At 43.8% G+C, this 15,835-nt stretch carries 14 protein-coding genes; all 14 read right to left on the reverse strand.

The window, feature by feature from the left end; translation table 11 throughout:
- Positions 1 to 8: 8 nt before the first annotated feature.
- On the reverse strand, positions 9 to 914 hold the full coding sequence (gene atpG, locus E7027_02580) for an ATP synthase F1 subunit gamma (GenBank protein ID MBE6421012.1): 906 nt from the start codon (positions 912 to 914) through the stop codon (positions 9 to 11).
- 9 nt (positions 915 to 923) lie between these two features.
- Positions 924 to 1,859: an ADP-glyceromanno-heptose 6-epimerase gene (gene rfaD / locus E7027_02585; protein ID MBE6421013.1), complete on the reverse strand. Its 936-nt coding sequence runs from the start codon at positions 1,857 to 1,859 to the stop codon at positions 924 to 926.
- A gap of 9 nt (positions 1,860 to 1,868) precedes the next feature.
- Positions 1,869 to 3,395, reverse strand: a complete 1,527-nt coding sequence (locus tag E7027_02590) for a F0F1 ATP synthase subunit alpha (protein MBE6421014.1) — start codon at positions 3,393 to 3,395, stop codon at positions 1,869 to 1,871.
- A 10-nt stretch (positions 3,396 to 3,405) separates the two neighbouring features.
- Entirely contained in the window at positions 3,406 to 3,936 is a 531-nt protein-coding gene (gene atpH, locus E7027_02595; GenBank protein ID MBE6421015.1) for an ATP synthase F1 subunit delta, read from the reverse strand.
- A gap of 3 nt (positions 3,937 to 3,939) precedes the next feature.
- On the reverse strand, positions 3,940 to 4,434 hold the full coding sequence (gene atpF, locus E7027_02600; protein ID MBE6421016.1) for a F0F1 ATP synthase subunit B: 495 nt from the start codon (positions 4,432 to 4,434) through the stop codon (positions 3,940 to 3,942).
- Positions 4,435 to 4,453: 19 nt separating this feature from the next.
- Positions 4,454 to 4,681: an ATP synthase F0 subunit C gene (atpE, locus tag E7027_02605; protein ID MBE6421017.1), complete on the reverse strand. Its 228-nt coding sequence runs from the start codon at positions 4,679 to 4,681 to the stop codon at positions 4,454 to 4,456.
- Positions 4,682 to 4,728: 47 nt separating this feature from the next.
- Positions 4,729 to 5,490, reverse strand: a complete 762-nt coding sequence (atpB, locus tag E7027_02610) for a F0F1 ATP synthase subunit A (GenBank protein ID MBE6421018.1) — start codon at positions 5,488 to 5,490, stop codon at positions 4,729 to 4,731.
- On the reverse strand, positions 5,477 to 5,734 hold the full coding sequence (locus E7027_02615) for an AtpZ/AtpI family protein (GenBank protein ID MBE6421019.1): 258 nt from the start codon (positions 5,732 to 5,734) through the stop codon (positions 5,477 to 5,479). The genes atpB and E7027_02615 overlap by 14 nt, the downstream gene beginning before the upstream one ends.
- A 136-nt stretch (positions 5,735 to 5,870) precedes the next feature.
- Complete coding sequence (locus E7027_02620; protein MBE6421020.1) at positions 5,871 to 7,325, reverse strand: alpha-amylase; 1,455 nt, start codon at positions 7,323 to 7,325, stop codon at positions 5,871 to 5,873.
- A 169-nt stretch (positions 7,326 to 7,494) separates the two neighbouring features.
- Positions 7,495 to 10,014, reverse strand: a complete 2,520-nt coding sequence (gene gyrA / locus E7027_02625) for a DNA gyrase subunit A (GenBank protein MBE6421021.1) — start codon at positions 10,012 to 10,014, stop codon at positions 7,495 to 7,497.
- A 63-nt stretch (positions 10,015 to 10,077) separates the two neighbouring features.
- The gene (gyrB, locus tag E7027_02630) at positions 10,078 to 12,549 is read right to left on the reverse strand and encodes a DNA topoisomerase (ATP-hydrolyzing) subunit B (protein ID MBE6421022.1); all 2,472 of its coding nucleotides are present in this window, start codon (positions 12,547 to 12,549) and stop codon (positions 10,078 to 10,080) included.
- A gap of 20 nt (positions 12,550 to 12,569) precedes the next feature.
- The gene (locus E7027_02635) at positions 12,570 to 12,896 is read right to left on the reverse strand and encodes a DUF721 domain-containing protein (protein MBE6421023.1); all 327 of its coding nucleotides are present in this window, start codon (positions 12,894 to 12,896) and stop codon (positions 12,570 to 12,572) included.
- Positions 12,896 to 14,005: a DNA polymerase III subunit beta gene (gene dnaN / locus E7027_02640; GenBank protein MBE6421024.1), complete on the reverse strand. Its 1,110-nt coding sequence runs from the start codon at positions 14,003 to 14,005 to the stop codon at positions 12,896 to 12,898. Before dnaN ends, E7027_02635 begins: the two co-directional genes overlap by 1 nt.
- 169 nt (positions 14,006 to 14,174) lie before the next feature.
- Positions 14,175 to 15,548 carry a chromosomal replication initiator protein DnaA gene (gene dnaA / locus E7027_02645; GenBank protein MBE6421025.1) on the reverse strand — a complete coding sequence of 458 codons (1,374 nt, stop codon included), beginning with the start codon at positions 15,546 to 15,548 and terminating at the stop codon, positions 14,175 to 14,177.
- Positions 15,549 to 15,835 lie beyond the last annotated feature (287 nt).

Raw genomic sequence — 15,835 nt, forward strand, 5'->3', positions numbered from 1 at the left:
TTCCTGTATTAACTGTTTAGAGCCTCGGCCCCGTTCACAATATCTAAAATTTCGTTTGTAATACCGGCCTGACGAACTTTATTAAGTTTTAAGCCCAGGGCATTGATCAGTTCCCCCGCGTTTTTGCTGGCTGCGTCCATGGCATTCATGGTAGCCGCCAAGTTAGCGGCTTGCGATTCCAACAAAATGCGATACATATTGGCTTTTACCAAACGGGGAACCAACATACCAAAAATTTCCTGCAGTCCCGGTTCAAAGATAAAATCTCCCGCTTCCTTTTTAACGGAAGAATCGTTGAGCCCGAACGGCAACATTGCTTGTTCCACAAGGCTTTGGCTGGCAAGCGATTTGAAGTTGTTATAAATCAACTGTACCGAGCCCAAATTTTCCTGATAATACGCCTTTAAGACGGCTTCGCCCAAAAGTTCGGCATGAGCATAAGACACTTTGGGAAAAATGCCCACGCTTTCGTACACAACTTTCAAATTCGGCATTTTAAGGCGGGCAAAAAAGTCGCGCCCTTTTTTCCCGATAGCGAACACGAAGATTTGTTTGCCTTGTTGCTCTTTAATAAATTGCAACGCCGCACGCAACACTACCGCGTTGAAGGAACCTGTCATGCCTTTGTCCCCGGTAATTACCAATAAACCTACTTTGTTTTGATCCCCGGTTTTGTTGACAAAGAAACGGCTGGCCCAACTTTCGCTACCGTCTTCCGGTTGAGGCAAAGCAAGAACATCTTGTTTCAAATCGTCCACCATTTCCAACATTTTATTGGCGAACGGACGGGCGGCCGTCATCAAATCTTGCGCTTTGCGTATGCGGGCGTTTGAAATCATTTTCATCGTCTGCATAATCTGCTGCGTAGATTTGATGGCTTTTATATTTTGCCGTATGTCCCTAAGTGATTCCATGAGAAGTTCCTATTTATTGCGCCCTTCCAAAATAGCCACATAATCGGCAATACCGGCTTCCAAGGAATAGTCCGGCTCATAGCCCAATTTTTCTTTGGCAAGGGTCATATCCGCTTGGGTTTTTAATTGGAAGAACGGATACGGGTTGTCAATGTATTCCGGTTCCAAGTTGGTGCCCAATTCTTTGTTTAAGCAATTGATAATGGTGTTGTAGTCGCGAGCAATACCGGTAGCGGCATTGTAAACACCCGTTTCTTTACCGTTATTCAAGGCGCACAAGTTGATTTTGACGATATCTTTTACATACACAAAATCGCGTTGTTGTTCCCCGTACTTAAATACACGCGGGCGTTTGCCTTCTTTCATTTGTTTGTAAAGTTGATACACCATGCTGGCCATTTTGCCTTTGTAATACTCACCCGGCCCATAGACATTGAAATAACGCAAACCGATAATGGTCATATCGTTATTATCTTCGGTAAATTGGCGGGCCACATTATCCATGATGGCTTTGGAAAAACCATACACATTTTCGGGGTGGGTCGGCTGCGTTTCCACGTTCGGGGCCGGAGCATTACCGTAAGTGGCGGCGGAAGAAGCATAAATTACTTTTTTAATATCGTTTTCCGCAGCAAAAGCCAACAGATTTTTGAAGGCTTCCACATTTTGTTCCATCATGGCTTTTTGATCCATAACGGTGGTATCGGTAATGGCGGCTTCGTGGAAGATAGCATCAAAGTACATATCGTGCGGCACGCATTCAAACAAATCGGCCGTAATAACATCACCTTTGAAACCGATTAAGTTTTTGAAGTTCCCGTTTTTGGAGAAATCGTCCAACACGGTTACTTCATGCCCTTGGGCTTCCAAGGTTTTAGCAATGTTGCTACCGATAAAACCGGCTCCGCCGGTAACCAAGTATTTCTTTTTGGCTTTGTTTTCCATGAAATTCTCCTATTTTACGGGTTTGAAAACCGTTTTGAAAGCTTCTAAAGCGGCAACGATTTTTTCTTCCGCTTCAGGGGTCAGTTCGTTTACGCTGTTGAGCGTATCCAACACGGCCGGGTGTTCCGCGCGCACAAAGGAAAGAAGTTGTTTTTCGTACGGCAGAACATCACTTACTTCAATAGAATCTAAATATCCGTGCGTGCCGGCATAAAGCACCAACACTTCTTCTCCCACTTTTAAGGGGGAGTATTGGTCTTGCTTTAACAGTTCCGTCATGCGCTTACCGCGTTCGATTTGGCGTTGGGATTCTTTATCCAATTCGGAACCGAATTGGGCAAAGCCTGCCAATTCTTGGTATTGGGACAAATCAATACGAAGCGTACCCGCTACTTTGCGCATGGTTTTGCGTTGGGCAGAGCCCCCTACGCGGGACACGGAAAGCCCTACGTTAATAGCCGGTTTGATACCGCTTAAAAAGAGGCTGCTTTCCAAATAGATTTGACCGTCCGTAATAGAAATAACGTTTGTAGGAATATAGGCGGACACGTCGTTGGCTTGCGTTTCGATAATGGGCAAAGCCGTCAAGGAACCGCCGCCGTTTTCCTGGGAGAGTTTACAAGCACGTTCCAATAAGCGGGAGTGCAAATAGAACACATCTCCGGGGAAGGCTTCGCGGCCCGGGGGACGGCGCAAAAGCAAAGACATTTGGCGATAGGCTTGGGCGTGTTTGGACAAATCGTCATAAACGATTAACACATCTTTCCCTTGCCACATAAAGTATTCCCCGATGGCGCAACCGGCATAAGGCGCAATGTATAACAATGAAGCCGGGTCGGAAGCGGTAGCGGAAACTACCACCGTGTAATCCATGGCACCGTAATCGGTTAAGGTTTTAACCACTTGTGCAACGGTACTTTGTTTTTGACCGACGGCTACATAAATACAAATACAGCGTTCGGATTCGGGAATATTTTTTTGGTTGATAATAGCATCAATCGCAATGGCTGTTTTACCGGTTTGGCGGTCACCGATGATAAGTTCGCGTTGGCCTTTGCCGATCGGCACCATAGCGTCGATGGCTTTAATACCGGTTTGGAGAGGCTGTTTGACCGGCTGGCGGTCAATAATGCCGGGGGCCACAATATCGAGCGGCATTTCTTTTTCGGTTTTGATAGCACCTTTTCCGTCCAAGGTGTTACCTAAAGGATCCACCACGCGGCCAATCATTTCACTGCCGACGGGAATACTGATTACTTCGCCCGTGCGTTTTACGGTGTCGCCTTCTTGAACCAAATGGTCTGCACCCATAAGCACACAGCCGACGTTGTCGTATTCCAAGTTCATGGCCATACCTTTCACGCCGTTACCGAAATCTACCAATTCGGAGGCTTTTACATTGTTTAAGCCATGCACGCGGGCAATACCGTCACCCACTTGGATAACAGTACCCACTTCGCTAATATCGGCAGAAGTGTCAAATTTCTCTATTTTTTCTTTGATAATGTTGGTTATTTCTTCAGGTCTAATTGCCATATTATTACCGTTACTTGATTAATTCTTCCTGCAATTTGGCCAGCCGCCCTTGCAGGCTGCCGTCTATCATTTCGCCGCGGCACCAAATTTTAAGTCCCCCCAGAAGTGCCGGGTCTGTATCAAAAACAATTTCTATTTTTCCGCCGTAACGCGCGGATAAAGCGTCCTGGGTTTGTTGTTTTTGTTCGGCGGAAAGTTCCCGCGCGGAAAGTACGCGCGCACGGACGATTCCCAGCCGTTCATCTAAAAAGGTCTCTACCGTTTTGACTATTTCCGGAAGAAGGGCATAACGTTTTGCATCAATCAAAACTTCCACGAAAGATGCCGTTTGTACAGAGACGGAGGACAAGGCCTCGCGCACCATTTCTTTCTTTTGAAGCAAAGAAATACGCGGGTTATCCATTACGCTTTTTACCGATGCCAACGCCTCGGCCGCCGCCTTCAACTGTTCCGTATGTAAAACGGCTTCTTGGTCGTTTTGGCTCAGTTGATTGTAAGCGGCTGCATAACGCTGCACGGCAATTCTGTCTGAACTGTTCATGGATTATTTGGCTCTCACTTCTTCCAATACGCGATCCACCGCTTGGCGGGTGGCGTCTTCGCTCATCTGCTGTTGCAATACTTTTTCGGCAGCGAGCATGGCGGTACGGACAATTTCTCCGCGAACATCTGCCAAGGCTTGGTTTTTTTCCGCTTCAATTTGTGCTTTAGCCTGTTCTACCAAGCGTTCGGCATTGGCTTTGGCTTCCGCCAACAGTTGATCCCGTTGGGTTTCGCCCGTTTTTACCGCTTCCGCAATTTTTTTTGCGGCGGCATCGGTAATTTCTGCCAATTTCGCGTCTAATTCCCGTTTAAGATTTTCGGCCGATTCGCGGGCTTCCTGCGCTTGTTTTTTGTCGTCGGCAATTTGTTGTTCGCGTTTTTCCAGCATACCGATAATGCTGCCCCACGCAAACTTTTTAAGCAAATATACCAGCAACAAAAAGTTACAAACGGTAAGGATAAAAACCCCGTAATCGGGTTTTAACAAATCTTCCATAGATTTCGCCTATCTAAAATTACATTACCAAGTTGAGCAAGCAGATAACCAAACCCAACATAGCGGCACCTTCCAACAAGGCAGCGATAATAATCATCGTGGTGCGCAAGTCAGAACCGGCTTCGGGTTGGCGGGCAGTACCTTCCAAGGCAGCCGTACCGATTTTACCTAAACCGAGAGCGGCACCGATTACGGTAAGTCCGGCACCGATACCGGCGGCGATATATTTAAGTGCTACGAGTTCCATAGTTATTTCTCCTTTTGGGCAAAAGCCCGATTGATAGATTTTTCAAATTAGTGCGTATGTATGACCGATCCGGCAAAGATGGCCGTTAAAAGCGTAAATACATACGCCTGTAAAAACGCCACCAAAAGTTCCAAACAAGTCATAAAAATTTCCAGCCCCATGGCAGGGAACAACGCCCCCACCCCGGCGGCAATATGCATTTTCCCAACAATAAAAATAATCAAAAGCAAGCACAACAGTACCATGTGCCCCGAGAGCATATTGGCAAACAAACGAATTGCCAATACGCAAACTTTAATGACGGTACTGATAACTTCCAACGGGAAGATAAGCGGAACAAGCCATGCCGGCGTACCGGAAGGAACAAACCCTTTCAAAAAGCCGATAAAACCGTGATATTTTAGACCGCTGTACAAAATAAGTCCGCCGGAACAAACAGCCAACGCGGCGGTAACGGAAATGTTGGAAGTAGCCGTGCGCATATTGGGAATCATACCCGCTAAGTTAACGCACAAGATGAACATAAAAAGCGTACAAAAATACGGAAGCATACCGCGCCCTTCCTGCCCCATATTGGGAAGAACAAGCCCGTCGCGAATAAAAGAAACATATTCTTCCATAAGCGTGGTAAGCAAGCGCCCGGCCCGGCTTTTATGCGGGCGCGAAACCCAATAAAGCCCTAATACTAACAAAACACTTACGGCCATAATGGTAACGGAATGTGTGGTAATGGGGAGGCGGAACCCGCCGAGCACAATGCCCCAATCGTGGTCTAAAATATGGTGAGAAATAATTTCAGCGATATCCATCTTTGCTTTCTGCCTTTTTTGTATTTACGCGCGCGGTTTGCATTTCTTTGGCGGCACGCAAAATAATATAAAATCCAAGTACAAACCCGACACATACCCCCGCTAATAAAAACCACGGCGAAGTTCCGCATTTTTTATCGAGCCAAAAACCGAACCAGGCTCCTAAAATTTCACTCACGGCAAATTCGGCACCTAAGGTAGTAATGGTTACATGATCCTGCTTAGAAATAGGCCCCAATGCCATGGCGTTCTCCGGGTATAAATACCGAGTGAAAAGTATATGCTAATATTATAAAAAATTTTACTCTTAAAAACTACTCTCTTTATTGTATAAAAAACCCCACCGTAAAGGCAGGGTTTTTTCTGTTTTTGAATCTTACTTAAATGCCGAAAGTGAATATTTTACTTTCGTACGGTTTTAGTACGATTTCGTATCCTTCCGCTTGCATTTGGGGAGAAATCGTTATCCTTTCCCCTGAAAATTCTTCTACCAAGCCTTCTTGCTGTTGCATGCCTTTTACGGACAGCCGCCCTTTGGCAGAATGTTCGCTGTAGTTAATAACAATCAATTTACCCGTATTCATCTGTTTCCACTGCCAGGATAAAATACTGCGGAAGGAATCGTCCCCGGAGGGGGAAACCTCTTTCAAACTCCATTGTCCTCCGTGGAAAGCCGGAGCGGACGCCATTTTCAACAAGCGGTGATAGTGAGAGCGCACTTCTTCGTTTGTTTCAAAAGAATCGCACACATATTGAATCGGCATACGGGCCGGGCGGCCTAAAATTTGGAACAAGTGGAACAAGCGCGCCCCGGGCAAAGTGGAGATAATCGTGCTGGCCGCGAGCGATTTTTCCTTCCCGAAAGCTTTTAAAGATTCTTCTTCATCGTGGTTGGAAGTAAAGCGGATAGAGCGTTTTTGATATAAATGCTCCGCTCCCAAGTGGGCTCTGATGCTTTCCGGATTGGAAAAGCGCAGACGGTCGTAGAGCACTTTATCGTAGGTATAGTCAAAACCCATTTCCTGGATATCCCACTCTAAACCCCAATACACTTCGGCAATAAATACAAATTCGTGGTAGTTTTCGCGTACCGCCGCCAAAGCACGGCTCCAAAATTCTTCCTTCGGCAGTTCCCCCCCTACAAATTCCCACCAGGTATCGCGGTGAACTTTGTTGAGGGAAAGCATGGCCATATCGCAACGAACGCCATCGCACATTTGCGCCACTTTTAATAAATTGTTGATGACAAATTCCCGCGTTTCGGGATTAAAATAATTCAGTTGTGCCGTATCCGTCCAAGGGGCAAAATACGGGTCGCGCCCATGGGCAATATACACACCGTTGGAATTTTTGAAAAACCAATCTTTGTGCGTATGAGGTTCTTGGGTGCCTGTATTGATAAAATACTCCGGATGTTCGCTAACGGCAGGGCAGTCTATCGCCAAGTGATTGCCCACAAAATCCAAGAACAGGGAAATGCCTTTTTGGTGCATTCTTTCACGCAGGGTTTGCAAAGCACTGTTTCCGCCTAAAGATTCATCTACTTCATACTCGTAAACGGCATAGGGGGAGGCGGTAATATCTTCGGGGACAAAATCGGGTTTAATGGTACGGACTTGATCCTGAATATCTTTACAATCACGCGCAATTTGTTCTGCGGCGGGGCTTTTTTTCCAAACGCCCATTAACCAAATGGCATCGAAACCTGTTTCTTTGGTTGTATTCAAAAATTCTTCCGGAATATCGGCCAGCGTAAAAGAGCGGCCGTATTGCGCGTTTAGCCGTTGAAGCCAAGAACGCGTATTGATTTCTAAGATATGTGGATTTGTTCTCATGGCGATACTCCCCCCTATAATTCTTATAGCACTTTACAACCAACTTGTAAACTTTTTTCACTTTACACAGAAAAAAGCCTCTTTGGAAGAGAAAAAAAGGGTTATTTCAGCGCAAAAAAATCCCCGCCCGGGAAACCCGAACGGGGAAATTTTCTCTCAAAACGAGCCGTTAGTTATTTTCCGGTTCATTTTCTTCCTCGTCTTTTACGACGGGAGCGATGCGGGCAATTTTGTCGCCCTCTTCCAGCTTCGCCAAGGTAACGCCTTGAGCGTTGCGGCTGACGGAGCGGATATCGGCACAGCGAACGCGAATCGTCATACCTTTTTCGGTTACAATCATCAAGTCTTTGCTTTCATCTACCAACTTGATACCGACCACGGAACCGTTGCGCGCACTGGTTTTAATGGTAATTACACCCATACCGCCGCGGTTTTGGCGTTTGTATTCGCTAAACTCAGTGCGTTTACCGAACCCGTTTTCACAGACGGACAACACATCGGGTTGCGGTTCATCGTTCGGGGCGTGTTCCATACCTACCACCACATCGCCGCTGGCTAAGTTAATGGCACGGACACCTTTTGCCGGGCGACCCATGCTGCGTACTTGGTTTTCATCGAAACGGATAGATTTACCGTTTTTGGTGGCTACGATAATATCGGATTTACCGTGCGTGGTTTGTACGCCTACAAGCACATCGCCTTCTTCCAAACCGATAGCAATAATACCGGAACGGCGGATATTGGCAAACTCGCTGAGTTCCACGCGTTTAATCGTACCGAAACGGGTACACATCGTAAGGTAGGTGTTTTCGCAATGTTTGGGGTCAAAATCTTCAATAGCAACGGCAGAGGTTACTTTTTCTTCGCCCGTTAATTGCAAGAGGTTTACAATCGCCTTCCCTTTGGACATACGGTTTCCTTCGGGGATTTCGAAAGCACGCAAAGCAAACACACGGCCGCGGTTGGTGAACATCAAGATAGTGGCGTGAGAAGAAGTGATGAATAAGTGTTCCATAAAGTCTTCTTCCTTCGTTTTGCTACCGATGATACCTTTACCGCCGCGGTTTTGGCTCTTATAGGTGGAAAGCGGAATACGTTTGGCGTAGCCGTCGTTGGATATAGTGATAACCACATCTTCCTTCTCGATTAAATCTTCCATGGAGAAGTCCGTCATGTCCGGGCCGATTTCGGTGCGGCGTTCATCGCCGTAGGTTTTCTTCAGCTCGGTTAATTCTTCCACGATGATATCCAAAATGCGTTGCGGATTGGCCAAAATGGCTTGTAATTCTTCAATCAGTTTCAGCAGGTCTTTGCGTTCGTTTTCAATAGCCAAAGCGGAAAGTTGCGTCAACTGGTGGAGTCTCATATCCAAGATGGCTTGGGCTTGTACTTCGGATAAAGTAAAGCGGCTCATCAAGGTAAATTTAGCTTCGGTCGGGTCTTTGGCATTACGGATAATGGCAACAACCTCGTCCATGTTGGCAATAGCCACTAACAAACCGGACAATACATGTTCGCGGCGTTGGGCTTTGTTCAAATCGAACTTCGTGCGGTTGGTGATGATTTCCTTGCGGTGTTTTACATAGGCTTTCATCACTTCCTTTAAGGAAAGCACGCGCGGGCGGCCGTCCACAATTGCCAACATATTCACCGGGAAAGAGGTTTGAAGTTGGGTGTGTTTGTAGAGGTGGTTTAAGACCACTTGAGCGTTGCCGTCGCGTTTTACTTCGATTACCAAGCGCATACCGCGGCGATCGGACTCGTCACGGATATCGGAAATATCGGTAATCTTTTTATCGCGCACCAAACCGACAATGTTTTCAATCAAAGAGGTTTTGTTTACTTGATACGGAATAGCCGTTACGATAATAGCTTCGCGGCCGTTTTTGCGTTCTTCGATTTCCGTGGTGGCTTGTACTTTTACACTGCCGTGGCCTGTTTCGAAGTATTCATAAATACCTTTGGTTCCGCGGATAATAGCACCCGTCGGGAAGTCCGGCCCTTTAATAATTTTCATCATTTCTTTGGTGGTAATATCGGGGTTTTTGATATATTCGATAATACCGTCGCAGACTTCGGCCAAGTTGTGGGTAGGAATATTGGTAGCCATACCTACGGCAATACCGGAGGAACCGTTTACGAGCAAAGCCGGGAATTTGGCGGGAAGCACGGAAGGTTCCATTAAAGAACCGTCGTAGTTGGGAATCATTTTAACGGTATCTTTATCCAAATCTCCCAACATTTCTTCGGAAATTCTTTGCAAACGGCACTCCGTATAACGCATAGCGGCGGCGGAGTCTCCGTCGATAGAACCGAAGTTTCCTTGTCCGTCAATTAAGGTTTCTCGGATAGAAAAATCTTGCGCCATACGCACCAGCGTATCGTACACGGCCGTATCGCCGTGCGGGTGATATTTACCGAGCACATCCCCCACTACGCGGGCAGATTTTTTGTAGGGTCTGTTATATTTCAAACCCATTTCGTTCATGGAATACAAAACACGGCGGTGTACCGGTTTTAGACCGTCGCGCACGTCCGGCAAGGCACGCCCTACAATTACGCTCATGGCGTAATCGATGTAGTAAGAGCGCATTTCGCCGGCGATATCGCGTTGTTGAATATTACCAAATAAGTCCACATTTACATTAACATTTTGGACTTCCGGTTGATTGTTGTTTTCTTCACTCATTATAAAAATCTCCTGTTACGGATAAATCGTCAGGTGCCGGCGGTATAAACACCGGCACTAAAATTAAATATCCAAGTTTTTCACTTCCAAGGCGTGCGTTTGGATAAAATCGCGGCGCGGTTCTACACGGTCACCCATCAACATAGTGAAGGCTTGTTCCGTATCGGCAGCATCGTTGATTTTTACTTGGATCAGTTTGCGCTTGGCAGGGTCCATGGTGGTTTCCCACAATTGTTCGGGGTTCATTTCCCCCAACCCTTTGTAGCGTTGAATCGTAGCACCGGAAGAAGCGGCTTCTTTTACTGCGTGCAATAATTCAGCCAAACTATACACCAGCACGTCCGTTTTGCCGTTATTTACTTTGAAAAGCGGATTGACCCGTTCTTTTTCGTTTTCGATAACGGGGTATTGGGCAAAAGTAAAACCAAAACCTTCCGTTTTCTTTACATTGGCAAGAAGTTTACCGAATTCAAATAAACTTTGATGTTCCGGTACCAAACTATCCGCAGAAATAATGTTTACATCTACACCGTCGGCGGCTAATTCTTCCTTCTTTTCTTGGACATATTGGTCTTCGTAGTCGCGGTATTCTTGTTCCGTATAGAAATAGCGGAAACCGCCGCTTCTGAGCGGAATACGATATACCGGCACTTTTCCTTCGGCTAAGAAAGCCATAAAATCTGCTAAAGTGATGTTTTTTACTTCCAGTTTAGCAAGGATATCTTCCACATCTCTTAACACTTTTAACAAATCGCGTACACTTTCTCCGTCCAGTACGGTATTTTTCTGCATATCCGTCACCGTTACGCTGGCTAAACCTTCCTTCATAAGCCATTGTTGCATTTGTTCTTCGGTTTGGAGATATTGTTCCACTTTACCTTTTTTCACTTTATAAAGCGGCGGTTGAGCCAAATAGATATGCCCTTGTTCGATAAGGGGTTTTAATTGGCGGTAGAAGAAAGTTAATAACAGGGTAGAAATATGCTGTCCGTCCACGTCAGCATCAGCCATCAAAATAATTTTGTGGTAGCGGAGTTTGGAAATATCAAAACCGCCTTCCCCTTCACCTACCCCGGTACCGACGGCGGCAATTAAATCGCGTACGGTATCGCTGGATAAAATTTTAACCAGAGGGGCTTTTTCTACGTTCAAAATTTTACCGCGTAACGGCAAAATGGCTTGGAATACGCGATCGCGCCCTTGTTTAGCAGAACCACCGGCGGAGTCCCCTTCTACCAGGAAGAGTTCGCATTTGGAAGATTCGCGTTCTTGGCAATCGGCCAATTTACCGGGCAGACCACCGCTTTCCAAAGCCCCTTTGCGACGGGTTAGGTCGCGCGCTTTGCGGGCGGCTTCGCGCGCAACGGCCGCGCTGACGCATTTTTCGCAAATGGCTTTGGCTGTTTTGGGGTTTTCTTCAAAGAAAGTAGAAAGTGTTTCCCCTACAACGGAACGAACAATACCTTCCACTTCGGAGTTGCCTAATTTGGTTTTGGTTTGCCCTTCAAATTGCGGGTGCGGAATTTTAACGGATAAAACAGCCGTTAAACCTTCTTTAATATCATCTCCGCCCACGGAAACATCTTTATGTTTGGAAATGTTATTGTTTTTAATATATTCGTTAATGATACGCGTTAAAGCACTTCTAAAACCGCTTAAGTGCGTACCGCCTTCCACCGTGTGAATGTTATTAACGAAAGAGAAAGTATTTTCGGAATAACTTTCGTTATATTGGATAGCAAACGAAATATAATTATCCCCCACCTCTTTGGTTAAATAAATAGGTTCGGGGTTAATAACGGTTTTATTGGTATTTAAGTATTTGGCGAATTGAGAAATCCCCCCTTCGAAATGGAAGGTAGTGGTGGGGTTTTCTTCTTTGCGTTCGTCGGTATAAACAATTTTTACACCGGCATTTAAGAAGGCAAGTTCGCGTAAGCGGTTGCCAATGGTTTCATACGAAAAGGCAATATCGCCGAAAATTTCTTTATCCGCATGGAAGGTAACTTTAGTACCGTGTTCTTCGGTTTCGCCGATAACGGCCACTTTGTCTTCCGGTTTACCGCGGTGATAGCGTTGAAAATGAATTTTTCCGTCGCGGCGTACTTCCACTTCCATCGTTTCGGAAAGAGCGTTTACGCAGGATACACCTACCCCGTGTAAACCACCGGACACTTTATAAGCACCGCTATCAAATTTACCGCCGGCATGTAATACGGTCATTACAACTTCCAAGGCAGATTTATTGCGAAGTTTGGCATCTTTAGCGTTCTTCATCAAGTCCACGGGAATACCGCGCCCGTCGTCTTGAATAGAACAAGTCATATCATCTTTGATTGTAACGGTAATGGTAGTGGCACCGCCCGCTAAAATTTCGTCTACGGAGTTATCCACCACTTCGTACACCAAGTGATGCAACCCCGGTAAACCGGTAGAGCCAATATACATGGCCGGACGCTTGCGTACCGCTTCCAAACCTTCTAAAACGGTAATTTTAGAAGAATCATAATCCTTCTCTTTTTGTTCTTCACTCATGAAAAACTCCTTAATTAAAACTAAAAATTCTTATTATCGTAAGTCCACGGTTTATTTATTTCTATTTTCTTTATCCACGGACTATCAAAATGTTTATTGATTTCCCGAATCAATTGGCGTTGACGCGCAATCAATTCGTTTTTAGCCACAGCCATTTTTACCTGAACGTACAAAGTGCCGGATTGAACACCTTTTAATTCCCAAAAACGGCCTTTATCCCCCACTAATAGAGTCCACACATGTTCCAATATCATCAAACGGTTTAAGGCTTTGCTTAGACGGGTGAAATCTTTATTTAATTCCCCGCTGCAATGCCACTCTTTTTTAGGGGTTTGGCCTAATTTCATTACGCTCTCACCGGCATAATGACATATTTGAAAACATCTTCCCCTACCGGTTCAATTAACACAGGTTGAGAAGCATTTACAAAAGAAAAAGATACTTTTTCCGTACCGATATTTTTTAATACATCAATGATATATTGAGGATTAAAAGCGGCATCAAAAGTTTCCAAATTATATTCCACCGGAAGTTCTTCCGTAAAATCCATTTTTTGGGAATTGGAAGAAATTATCAAGGTATTGTTTTCCAGTTTATATTTCACCACACTGCCAAATTCGCCGGCGCACAAAGCGGAACGACGGGTACAGGCTAAAAGTTCTTTGGAAAATACCTCAAAAGTAATATTTTTCTTAGTAGGAATTACTTGATTATAATTAGGGAAATTCCCTTCAATTAAACGAGAAATAAAAGTGGTTTCGTTCATAATAAAACTGACTTGGTTGGAAGACACATTTATTTCGATTTTACTGTCTTTGGCCGGTTTGGCAATACCGATAAAACGGCATAATTCGTTTAAGATTTTAGTGGGAATAATAATTTTAAATTCTTGGCTTCCCGGTAATGCTTCGTGGCTGGCTACAGCCAAGCGTCCGCCATCGGTGGCTACAATTTCAAACTTATCGGCAGTGTTATTCCACAAAAGACCGTTCAAAATATAGCGGGTTTCTTGTGTAGAAGCGGAAAACGCTGTTTTTTCAATCATTTTTTGAAGTTTAATAGGATCTAATAAAATACTGTTTTCGCGTTTTACTTCGGGAATAGCGGGATATTCGGATTTAGGAGTACCGATGACCCAAAATTTACTTTTACCGGATTTAATATGAAATTTATTATTTTCATCGGAATAAAGGCTGATTTCTTTATCATCAGATAAGTTCTTGATGATATCAGAAAATTCCTTCATAGGAACAGTAATACTACCTTCTTCTTCCACCTCGGCATTTACATAGTGAACGGTTGCCATTTCCATATCGGTACGGACGAATTTTAATTTTCCGTTTTGTGCTTCAAGTAAAAAGTTATGCAATATCGGCGCCGGAGTACGGGAAGATACGCTGGTGGAAACAATTTGAATGCCTTCCAATAAGGTGGACTTAGTAATATTTATTTTCATATTTATATTCCTAGTAATATATCCTGTTTATTGTGTGGATAATGTTTATTGCCCTATACGGTTTTTGGGGGCCCGTTGTGAACAACACGTTTTTTTTATCCACAATATACACTTCTAAAAAATTTATCCTTCGGGTTACGGCTTTATTAGGGGTATTATCCACTAATTTTTACTTCTTATCCACAGCCTTAATATCCAAGATAATTTGATTTATTTCGGCTGCAAAAAACGGATCTGTTTCTATTTTGTTCTTTATCAGGTCGCGCGCATGAACAACTGTGCTGTGATCGCGGTTAAATTCCCGGCCGATTTCCGGCAGAGAAAGATCAGTCAGTTCCGTAGTTAAAAACATGGCAATTTGGCGCGGCCAGGCAATCGATTGGGTTTTTCGTTTGGAATTAAAATCTTCCATACGAATATTGTAATGTTTAGCCACTATTTTTTTAATTACATTTACATTGATTGAAAGGGTATTTTCTGTTACCAAAATATCGGAAAGAAGTTCTTTGGCTACAGGGATAGTGGGGGTAATACCCTGCATATCACAATATGCTTTTAAGCGAAGTAAAGAACCTTCCAATTCGCGTACGTTGCTTTGTATACCTTCAGCAATAAAAGAGATAACATCATCGCCTATATTAAAACCGTTAGAATCTCTTTTTTGGCGTAAAATGGCAATACGCGTTTCCAAACTGGGGCGTTTAATTTCGGCAATAATACCCGATAATAAGCGGGAAGAAAGGCGTTCGTCCCACTCAAGTTGTTGGGGGGTTCTGTCCGATGATAAAACAATTTGTTTACGACTTTCAAACAAAGCATTAAAAGTGTTAAAAAATTCAATCGTACATTGTTCTTTACCCGATACAAACTGAATATCGTCCATTAAAAAACAATCTAACGAACGGTATTTTTTACGGAAACTTTCCGAAGATTTGTTTTGTAAGGCTTCAATATATTCGCTCACAAACTCTTCACCGGACATATAAAGTACTTTTGCATTAGGGTTATTTTCGATAATTTTATTTCCCAACGCATGAAGTAAGTGTGTTTTTCCTAATCCGGGAGAAGAATAAATCACTAACGGGTTATTTTCCCTGTTTCCCATTTTAAGGGCCGCTGCCTGAGCTGCCTTATAAGCAAAACGGTTAGAGGGAGATTCAATAAAATTTTCAAAAGTATAAGAGGTATTCAACCGCGCCGCAAATTGGTTTCGTTTGGTGGCGGTAGAATTTTGTGCGGGGGGGAGAGTGGATAAAATACTTTCAGCTGAATTTATTACAGGGGCAGATTGTTGCTGTGAAACGGTATATACAACCGTAATATCCGCGCCTAAATGTTTCAAAAAAGCATCTTTAATAATATGTTCATAACGTTCCCGAATTGTTTTTCCCCAAAATTGGTTGGGTAAAAGTATAGTTAATACGTTTTCCTTATATGTTAATTGCGCGGGCCGCAACCACATATCATAAGTGTCTCTGCCAATAATATTTTCTATATCTTGAAAAACAGGAACTAATTGAGGGTACGATTTTAAATTATCCACAGAAATGCCGCCATATAAAAGATGATAATCTAAATATTACCACTTATTAAAACATAGGTCAAATAAAAAAAGTAAAAATAGGGTTTAAATTGCTAAAATACCTGTAAATTACGATTTTTTAAAAAAATAGCAGGGTTTGCCTATAAATTTATTAAAACTTAAAAAAATAGTGTTTTTATGGAAAAAAAGTGCTTTATAATCAAAATTTATTTAATTTAGAAACTAGTTAAATTTATACCTTGTATGTACTTTTTGTATTTTTATAATTACAAAAGCAGTAAAATATG

It is taken from the genome of Elusimicrobium sp., from assembly GCA_015062115.1.
Classification (GTDB): domain Bacteria; phylum Elusimicrobiota; class Elusimicrobia; order Elusimicrobiales; family Elusimicrobiaceae; genus Avelusimicrobium.

Bases quoted from the DNA above. Each gene is read 5' to 3' on its own strand.
- gyrB (MBE6421022.1), bottom strand. From the start codon at position 12,549: ATGAGTGAAGAACAAAAAGAGAAGGATTATGATTCTTCTAAAATTACC.
- E7027_02590 (MBE6421014.1), bottom strand. From the start codon at position 3,395: ATGGCAATTAGACCTGAAGAAATAACCAACATTATCAAAGAAAAAATA.
- E7027_02635 (MBE6421023.1), bottom strand. From the start codon at position 12,896: ATGAAATTAGGCCAAACCCCTAAAAAAGAGTGGCATTGCAGCGGGGAA.
- atpG (MBE6421012.1), bottom strand. From the start codon at position 914: ATGGAATCACTTAGGGACATACGGCAAAATATAAAAGCCATCAAATCT.
- E7027_02620 (MBE6421020.1), bottom strand. From the start codon at position 7,325: ATGAGAACAAATCCACATATCTTAGAAATCAATACGCGTTCTTGGCTT.
- atpF (MBE6421016.1), bottom strand. From the start codon at position 4,434: ATGGAAGATTTGTTAAAACCCGATTACGGGGTTTTTATCCTTACCGTT.
- gyrA (MBE6421021.1), bottom strand. From the start codon at position 10,014: ATGAGTGAAGAAAACAACAATCAACCGGAAGTCCAAAATGTTAATGTA.
- dnaN (MBE6421024.1), bottom strand. From the start codon at position 14,005: ATGAAAATAAATATTACTAAGTCCACCTTATTGGAAGGCATTCAAATT.
- E7027_02615 (MBE6421019.1), bottom strand. From the start codon at position 5,734: ATGGCATTGGGGCCTATTTCTAAGCAGGATCATGTAACCATTACTACC.
- rfaD (MBE6421013.1), bottom strand. From the start codon at position 1,859: ATGGAAAACAAAGCCAAAAAGAAATACTTGGTTACCGGCGGAGCCGGT.
- atpB (MBE6421018.1), bottom strand. From the start codon at position 5,490: ATGGATATCGCTGAAATTATTTCTCACCATATTTTAGACCACGATTGG.
- atpH (MBE6421015.1), bottom strand. From the start codon at position 3,936: ATGAACAGTTCAGACAGAATTGCCGTGCAGCGTTATGCAGCCGCTTAC.
- atpE (MBE6421017.1), bottom strand. From the start codon at position 4,681: ATGGAACTCGTAGCACTTAAATATATCGCCGCCGGTATCGGTGCCGGA.